General features: G+C 68.7%; 8 protein-coding genes and 2 pseudogenes. 1 reads left to right on the top strand and 9 read right to left on the bottom strand.

Features of this window, described 5'->3' with window-relative positions:
* Both K789_RS22480 and K789_RS0106060 read right to left on the bottom strand, forming a co-directional pair.
* Nucleotides 1–792, bottom strand: a pseudogene (locus tag K789_RS22480) (sugar transferase); the annotation flags it as partial.
* 325 nt (nucleotides 793–1117) lie between these two features.
* Nucleotides 1118–2074: a diacylglycerol/lipid kinase family protein gene (locus tag K789_RS0106060; protein ID WP_024365979.1), complete on the bottom strand. Its 957-nt coding sequence runs from the start codon at nucleotides 2072–2074 to the stop codon at nucleotides 1118–1120.
* A gap of 228 nt (nucleotides 2075–2302) precedes the next feature.
* Between K789_RS0106060 and K789_RS0106065 the strand changes: the two genes are divergently transcribed.
* A complete protein-coding gene (locus K789_RS0106065; protein ID WP_024365980.1) occupies nucleotides 2303–2542 on the top strand; it encodes a hypothetical protein in 240 nt (79 codons plus the stop codon).
* A 6-nt stretch (nucleotides 2543–2548) separates the two neighbouring features.
* Here K789_RS0106065 and K789_RS0106070 read toward each other — a convergent pair whose 3' ends face one another.
* The 7 genes and pseudogenes from K789_RS0106070 to K789_RS0106100 all read right to left on the bottom strand — a co-directional run.
* Nucleotides 2549–3364 carry an IclR family transcriptional regulator domain-containing protein gene (locus K789_RS0106070; RefSeq protein ID WP_024365981.1) on the bottom strand — a complete coding sequence of 272 codons (816 nt, stop codon included), beginning with the start codon at nucleotides 3362–3364 and terminating at the stop codon, nucleotides 2549–2551.
* Between the two features lie 47 nt (nucleotides 3365–3411).
* Complete coding sequence (locus K789_RS0106075; protein ID WP_024365982.1) at nucleotides 3412–4104, bottom strand: 3-oxoacid CoA-transferase subunit B; 693 nt, start codon at nucleotides 4102–4104, stop codon at nucleotides 3412–3414.
* A 1-nt stretch (nucleotide 4105) separates the two neighbouring features.
* Nucleotides 4106–4765, bottom strand: coding sequence for a 3-oxoacid CoA-transferase subunit A (locus K789_RS0106080; RefSeq protein ID WP_024365983.1), 660 nt, complete (start codon nucleotides 4763–4765; stop codon nucleotides 4106–4108).
* A gap of 3 nt (nucleotides 4766–4768) precedes the next feature.
* Nucleotides 4769–6025, bottom strand: a complete 1257-nt coding sequence (locus K789_RS0106085) for a thiolase family protein (RefSeq protein ID WP_024365984.1) — start codon at nucleotides 6023–6025, stop codon at nucleotides 4769–4771.
* An 84-nt stretch (nucleotides 6026–6109) separates the two neighbouring features.
* Nucleotides 6110–6589, bottom strand: a complete 480-nt coding sequence (gene pcaC, locus K789_RS0106090) for a 4-carboxymuconolactone decarboxylase (RefSeq protein WP_024365718.1) — start codon at nucleotides 6587–6589, stop codon at nucleotides 6110–6112.
* On the bottom strand, nucleotides 6586–7404 hold the full coding sequence (locus K789_RS0106095; RefSeq protein WP_024365717.1) for an alpha/beta fold hydrolase: 819 nt from the start codon (nucleotides 7402–7404) through the stop codon (nucleotides 6586–6588). Before K789_RS0106095 ends, pcaC begins: the two co-directional genes overlap by 4 nt.
* Nucleotides 7397–8045: pseudogene (locus K789_RS0106100) on the bottom strand (adenylosuccinate lyase family protein); the annotation flags it as partial. The pseudogene K789_RS0106100 and the gene K789_RS0106095, both read right to left, overlap by 8 nt.

The following is an 8045-nucleotide window of genomic DNA, read 5'->3' on the forward strand; positions in this document are numbered from 1 at the left end:
CCGCCCGCCGAGCAGCGACACCCCCAGGATCTCGTAGACGGCACCGGACTTCTTGGCGATCCGCTTGAGCACGTAGCGCACGTCCTCGGCCTGGCCAATGACAATCGCCTTGACGAGGTACTGCCCCAGGGACTGGCGCGCGTTGTACCAGCGCCGGGCAATCCAGCGGCTGCCCGGCAGCAGGATGAGTCCCAGCGGGAGTGAGACCAGGTGGAACGCCGACGCTGGCTGGACGCGGAACGCCACGAGGCCGACAGCGAGCAGCCCGAAGACCGCGCCGCTGGCAGCGGCGACCCGCTTGTACTCGCTGGTCCCGGCTCCCAGGATTTTCGGGTCCCTCGTCCGGTAGAGGCCCAGGGCCGCAACCCACATCACGCCGAGGACCCCGCCGATGAAAGCCGCGTTGAGGTCAGCCGGGCTTCCCGCAAAAGGCTGGCCGCCCTCGAAGCGGACGAGGAATCCAGCGATGACGCAGACGACGACCAGCAGGGCATCTGTGCCGCGCAGCAGACGGCGCAGGAACCGCGCCCATTCCCGGCCGGAGAGCCTTGCCTGGGCAGGCGTGGCGGCGGATGTGGCGGCGGGCAGCCCGGCAGCGTCAGCCGTGGGACGTCCCGCGGTGGGCCGCAGCGGGGGCACAAAGGATGCGGGAGCGGCGTGGGCCGCGTGGGCCGTGTGCACGGCGTGGGATGCGTAGGCGAGGTCTGCCACCGTCCCTCCGGCACGGGTGGCGGTGTGTCCAGGGCTTTGGAGGGTCAGGCCGAGCGGCATGCCCTCCGTGCGCGGTGTCACCGGCACCCCTTCGGGCACGCGGTCCGCGGGCCGGCGGACGCTTCGTCCGCACAAATTAAGGATGTTCGGTCATTAGGCCGAACATCCGGGGCGACAACGAACCAGCGTGCCATTGCGGCTCCCTCCAAAGGCAATTGGCTGCATCGTTTGATGCCTGAGCCAATCCAAGTTGGTAGGGGATCCCCGGTCACGAGTGGTTGATACTTGCCTTTGCGAACCACGTTTCGGGGCCGTGCCCGGGTAGTACTCGTTACCCGGGCACGGCCTCCCGCGCTGGCACAGGAAATCGGGATACAAGTATCGCCGACCGCCTCCGGAAGGTGTTTTAGCTGGTCATCAGGATCTTCAGGGCATCCCGCTCGACGGCCACGGCAAGATGCGTTCCGGTGCCGAGGTGGTCTCCATCCAGCTGGAACTCCTGCTCGTGCTCCAGGGTAATTTCGGCGGACGTGCCCTGGAAGTACTCCACTGATTCGGTCTCGCTTTTGTTCCGGCCGAAGATCCCGGCGACAACCCCCAGCCAGCCAAGCCGCCCGCGCGGGGCCAGGACCAACAGGTCCAGCACGCCGTCGTCGACCTTGGCGTCCGGGAAGATTTCGACTCCGCCCATGATCCGGCCGCAGTTGCCGATCATGACGCTGCGGATCCGGCGGCGGACGGGTTCCCCGCCATCGACGCTGATCCGCGCCTTGACCGGCTTGCCGGGCAGCTTGCGGATGCCGGCCTCAACGTACGCGAGCCAGCCCATGCGGTCCTTCAGCACGTCCACGGTATCGGCCATGATGGCGGCGTCGTAGCCGAGCCCGGCCATCACCAGGAAGACCTGTTCCTCGTCCGAGTGGTCCAGCGTTGCCTTGACGACATCGATGGCCCGTTCGCTGCCGTTGAGGACGTCATAGCAGGCGGAGACCGGATCATTGATGTCCACGCCGAGGTTGCGGGCAAGGAGGTTTCCGGTTCCCAGCGGCACCAGTCCTATGGGCGTTCCGGTGCCGGCGAGCACCTCTGCGACGCAGCGCACGGTGCCGTCGCCGCCGGCGGCGATCACGACGTCGACCCCGGCGTCCAGTGCCTGGCGTGCCTGGCCGGTTCCCGGGTCTTCGACCGTGGTCTCGAGCCAGAGCGGCTCCGCCCAGCCTTGTGTTTCACAGAGCCGGAGGACCGCGCCCTGGAGCGCCGGGCCACCGGATTTGGCGGGGTTGATGACCACGGCGGCGCGCCTGGGCTGCGCATTGCTGTCAAGCGCCGTTTGGCTGTCGAGCGCGGAATTGTTCTCTGGCATGGCGTCCTTCGAGGGCAGGGGGCGTGGGGTGTCCCGGATTGAAATCCTAGCGGGATTCCGCGCGTAACTTCCGCAGCAGGGACGCGAACCGTGGACGTCCGCGCGCCACGGTCACTAGACTGGCCATGCTCAACTACTGGAGCCTGCCGGCGTAAGCCAACTGCCGGGCAGGCCGCCTGTCCGGATCAGCCTGGCAGGACGCGCTCCAGGGGCGGGAAGCGGGAGCACATGACCGAACCACAGGAGAACTACTCGGCTGAGGCCGAGGCGTCCAGCATGGATCCTCATGATTGGGGCCGGGCCATGGCGCTGGCTGTGACGCGGCTGGCAGAGCAGATCGCCCCGGCAGATAGCGAGGACATCCATGCCGCGCTCGTCGGCAAGGACCTCCATCTCAAAATCCGCGACGACGACTCAGGGGTCACCATCACGGTCTCCACCGCGCCGGTGTCGGGTTCTTCCAGCTGAGGGCAGCTAGCGTCCGGAGGACAGGTCCGCGGAGATGAGTTCCGCGGTGGCGACGGTGGCCTCGCGCACCGAGTCCAGGTAGGCCTCCGGGTCCGGCTGGCTCGCAACCGACTGGGCCTGCAGGGAAACGTTGATGGCGGCGACCACCTTGGGGCCGTCACGGACCGGCGCGGCGACAGACATCAGTCCGGGCTCCAGCTCCTGGTTCAGCAGGCACCAGCCCTGGGCCCTGACCCGGGCCAGCTCCGCCAGCAGTCCCTCCCGCGTTCCGATGGCCAGCGGCGTCAGGGGCCGGATGTCCGTCCCGGCAAGGTACTCCTGCAGCTGGGCGGGCGGCAGGGCCGCGAGCAAGACCCTGCCCATCGAGGTGGCGTACGCCGGGAAGCGGGTGCCGACGGTGATGCCGACGGTCATGATCCGGCGCGTCGCCACCCGGGCGATGTAGGCGATGTCCGCGCCCTCCAGCACGGCAGCCGACGTCGACTCCCCCAGGTGGAGGGACAGCTCCTCGAGGTGCGGCTGGGCGAGCTGTGGCAGCGACAGCCCGGACAGGTAGGCGTAGCCGAGCTGCAGCACCTTGGCTGTCAGGGCGAAGATCTTGCCGTCCGTGCGGACGTAGCCCAACTCCACGAGGGTGTACAGGAAACGCCGCGCGGTGGCCCGGGTCAGGTCCGTCCGGGCCGCCACTTCAGTCAGCGTCATCTTGGGGTGGTCCGTGTCGAAGGCGCGGATCACCGCCAGGCCGCGCGCCAGCGACTGCACGTACTGGTCGCTGGCCGCCGGCGCGCCACTGGTCCTGGCGTCCTTTGCTGCGTCAATCATTTCCATGCCTCTCGGTCCCGCACCACTGTATCCGTGCGGGCGGATTCTCAGTTTCCGACGGCGGACGCGGCCCTGAGCGGCACCGGAATCATGGCCTGCAGCTCCTCGAGCGTGCAGCCGAAGGTCTCGCGGACCTCCACGCCGTCAGGGCCGGTCAGGAAGACGGCCTTGTCCGTGTAGACCCGGGTCACGCAGCCGATGCCGGTGAGCGGGTAGCTGCACGCCTCGACGAGCTTGGAGACGCCGTCACGGGTCAGGAGGGTCATCATGACGAAGACGTCCTTGGCGCCCGTGGCGAGGTCCATGGCTCCGCCCACGGCCGGGATCGCATCCGGGGCGCCCGTGTGCCAGTTGGCGAGGTCGCCGGTGGCGGAGACCTGGAACGCGCCGAGCACGCAGATGTCCAGGTGCCCGCCGCGCATGATCGCGAAGGAGTCGGCGTGGTGGAAGTAGGATGCGCCGGGAAGTTCGGTCACCGGGATTTTTCCGGCGTTGATGAGGTCGCCGTCGATCTGGTCCCCGGTGGCTTCCGGGCCCATGCCCAGCATCCCGTTCTCGGTGTGAAGCGTGATGTTCTGCTCCGGTTCGAGGTAGTTGGAGACCAGGGTGGGCTGGCCGATGCCGAGGTTCACGAAGGAGCCGGGCTTGATGTCCCGCGCCACGAGGCGGGCCAGGTCATCGCGGCCCAGCGGCTTGTCGGACGTCTGAATGCCCGCGTGGCTGTTGGACTGGCTGCTCATCTCAGGCCACCTTCACAATGCTGTTGACGTAAATTCCGGGGGTCACGATGATCTCCGGATCAAGGCCGCCCGTGGGGACGATCTCGGACACCTGGACAACGGTGTGTTTGGCCGCGGCGGCCATGATCGGGCCGAAGTTCCGGGCGGTCTTGCGGTAGACGAGGTTGCCCTTGCCGTCGGCTTTGAGCGCCTTGATGAGTGCGACGTCGGCGTGAATGGGGGTCTCGAAGACCTGTCCGCGGCCGTCGAGGATGCGGGTTTCCTTGCCTTCGGCCAGCATGGTGCCGTAGCCGGTGGGGGTGAAGAAGCCGCCGATCCCGGCGCCCGCGGCGCGGATCCGCTCGGCCAGGTTGCCCTGCGGGACGAGTTCCAGCTCGATCTCACCGGCCCGGAACCTGGCGTCGAAGTGCCAGGAATCGGACTGCCGCGGGAAGGAACAGATCATCTTCTTCACCCGGCCTTCCTTGATCAGCAGCGCGAGGCCCTGGTCGCCCTGGCCGGCGTTGTTGTTGACCACGGTGAGGTCCGTGGCGCCGCAGTCCATGAGCGCGTCGATGAGTTCGAACGGCTGGCCGGCGTTGCCGAAGCCGCCGATCATGACGGTGGACCCGTCCTTGATGCCGGCGACGGCCTCGCCGACGCTGTCTACGAAGTTCAGCATGTCCTAACCCTTTACTGTCGCTGTTTGTGCCGGCAGTGCTGTTGCCGGCTGAGTTGGTGCCGGCGGCGCGTCGGAGCCCGTGACGTTTTCGAGGACGACGGCGAGGCCCTGCCCGACGCCGATGCAGATCGCGGCGACGCCCCAGCGTTCGCCGGAGGCCTGCAGGGACCGGGCCAGGGTGCCCAGGATCCGGCCGCCGGAGGCGCCCAGCGGGTGGCCCATCGCGATGGCCCCGCCGTGCCGGTTCACGATGTTCGGGTCGATGCCCCAGGCGGTGATGCAGGCCAGGGACTGCGCGGCGAAGGCCTCATTGAGTTCGACGGCGCCGACCTGGTCCCAGCCGATCCCGGCCTTCGCGAGGGCCTTGTTCGCCGCCTCCACGGGGGCGTAGCCGAAGAACTGCGGATCGTTCGCGTGCGCGCCGCGGCCCGCGATCCGGGCCAGCGGCTCCCGGCCCAGCAGACCGGCGGCCTTCTCGGATCCCAGCCACGCCGCGGAGGCGCCGTCCGAGAGCGGGGAGGCGTTCCCGGCCGTGACGGTGCCGTTTTCGGTGCGGAACACGGTCTTGAGGCCGGCGAGCTTTTCGGCCGAGGACCCGGCCCGGATGCCCTCGTCCCGGACCAGGTGTGTGCCCGGGACCACGGTGACGAGGTTGTCGTAGAAGCCCCCGTCCCAGGCCGCGGCGGCGAGGTTGTGGGAGGCGGCGGAGAACTCATCCTGCGCCTCCCGGGTGATCCCGTATTTTTCGGCGAGCCGTTCGGTGGCCTCGCCCAGGGACACGGTCCAGTCCGGGCGCATGGCCTTGTTCACCAGCCTCCAGCCCAGCGTGGTGGACACCAGGGTCATGTCCCCGGCCGGGTAGGGCTTCTCGGTCTTGGGCAGCACCCACGGGGCCCGGGACATCGATTCGGCGCCGCCGACCAGCATCAGCTCGGCGTCGCCGGTGTTGATCTGCCGGGACGCGATGATCGCCGCGTCCAGCGAGGACCCGCAGAGCCGGTTCACCGTGGTGCCCGGGATCGAGACCGGCAGGCCCGCCAGGAGCGTGCCCATCCGGGCGATGTTGCGGTTTTCCTCGCCGGCGCCGTTGGCGTTGCCGAACACCACCTCGTCGATCCGCTCGACATCCAGCTTCGGGGCGCGCTTCACGATCTCGCCGATCACGTGCGCGGCAAGATCATCCGGGCGGACCCCGGCGTGCCCCCCGCCGAACTTCCCGAACGGGGTCCTGACGGCATCGTAAAGATAGGCCTGGTTCATGATTTCCTCTAATTTCCGTCTGAGAATCCCGACTAGGTAGCAGATAAGGCCGTTCTGAGGGCTCAAAACGGCCCCTGCTGCTAGCTAGTTGGGAGGGGTGGCTGCGTCAAACGCTGTGTTGTCCATTTCATGGAACACTTGCTGGGCGGTCTTGAAGGCGGTGTTGGCGGAAGGGACCCCGCAGTAGATGGCGGTCTGCAGCAGGATTTCCTTGATTTCGTCCCTGCTCAGGCCGTTGGTGATGGCGGCGCGGATGTGCATGGCCAGTTCTTCCCAGTGGCCGTGGGCCACCATCGCGGTGATGGTGACCGCGGAGCGCATCTGCCGGGTCAGTCCGGGCCGGGTCCAGATGCCGGCCCAGGCGATCCGGGTGATCATGTCCTGGAAGTCCTCGGTGAAGGAGTCCTTGTTGGCGTTGGCGCGGTCCACGTGCGCGGCGCCCAGCACCTCGCGGCGGACCACCATGCCGCCGTCGTAGATCTCCTGGCTGGTGGCGTCCGGCTGGACTGCTCCATGCCGTTCCAGGCCGGTCCGCTCGGGGCCGGTTTGCTTGGGGCCGGTCACTTGGCCGCTCCCCCGGACTCGGTCCAGGTGATCAGAGTCCGCAACAAGTCTGCGACGTGGCCGGGTGCCTCGAACGGCGCCAGGTGTGCCACGCCTTCCAGGCTCACTGCACTCGCAGTGCCGCCGCCGGCGGTGATCCCTTCGACGATCGCCTCGGCGACGGACGGCGGTGCGACGCTATCCTCCACGCCCGCGATGGCCTGGGTGGGAACGCTGATGCTGCCGAGTTCGTCCCGGACGTCATAGGCGGCGAGGGCTTCGCAGCAGAAGGCGTAGCTGAAGCGGTCGGCGTCGCGCAGGCTGTGCAGCAGCCGGCCGCTGAGTTCGGGCTGGCGCTCCATAAAGCCGGGGCCGAACCAGCGCTGCGCCGAGCCCTGGATCATCACGGGCGTTCCCTGCGTGCGGACGGTCTCCGCGCGTTCCAGCCAGCCTTCGGGGGTGCCGAGCTTGGCACCGGTGCACTGCACCGACAGGCTCTTGAGCCGTTCACCGTGCTTGATGCCCAGCTGCAGTCCGGTGGCGCCGCCCAGCGAAACACCGGCGTAGTGGAATCTCGCTCCGGGGGCGATCGAATCAACCAGCTCGATGACGGCGTCCGCCAGTTCGGCGACGGTGAACGCCTCCTTCGCGGCCGGCGAGATGCCGTGGCCCGGAAGGTCCCAGGCGACGACGTCGACGTCGTTCCCGAGCAGGGCGCCTGCCTGGCTCCACAGCAGCGTGGACGTTCCCAGGGACGGACCCACCACAAGGAGGGGTTTGTCCCCCAGCGGGCGCTGGGGCGAGAGCAGTACTGCCTTGACTGTTGGTCTAGCCACGGGAGGCTCCGTTCAGGTCGAGGGTCGGTGATGGGTTGTGGGTTCCGGCGACGGCGCCCGTTTCGCTGGCGCTGGCGCTGTACTCCGGGTAGGCCGCGAGGATGCGGCGGGCGATTTCGGCGGCCTGGCCGAGGTAGTTGGCCGGGTCGAGCAGCTCCGCCAGCCGGGCGTCCGAGAGCAGCTCCGCCGGGACGGCGGCGCGGAGCAGCCGCCGGTAGGTGCTGGCCTGTTCGACGGCCGGGACCTGGAGCGTCCGGTCCACGACGGACTGCAGCCGTTGTTTGCCGTCAGCCGTGTGCTTATCCGCGACGCTCCCCGCGAGGAGCGGTTCGACGGCGGCCGTGACGGCTTCGCTGAGGAGCAGGGGTCCGGAAAGATCTAGGTTGCGGCGCATGGCCTCGGGGAAGACCTGCAGGCCTTCGGCGAGTTCGCGGAGCTGCACGGCGGCGCCGAGGCTGAGGCGCAGGAGCTGGCGGAGGGCCGGCCATTCGCTGTGCCAGGCACCGTCGGGGCGTTCGTCGTTGAAGTTGGCGGCGGCCAGGTGCAGCTGCGTGGCCTGGCCGGGCGCCTGCAGGGCGGCGCTGCGGACCAGCACGGACAGCACCGGGTTCTGCTTCTGCGGCATGGCCGAGGACCCGCCC

This window comes from Arthrobacter sp. TB 26 (genome assembly GCF_000427315.1).
GTDB lineage: Bacteria > Actinomycetota > Actinomycetes > Actinomycetales > Micrococcaceae > Arthrobacter.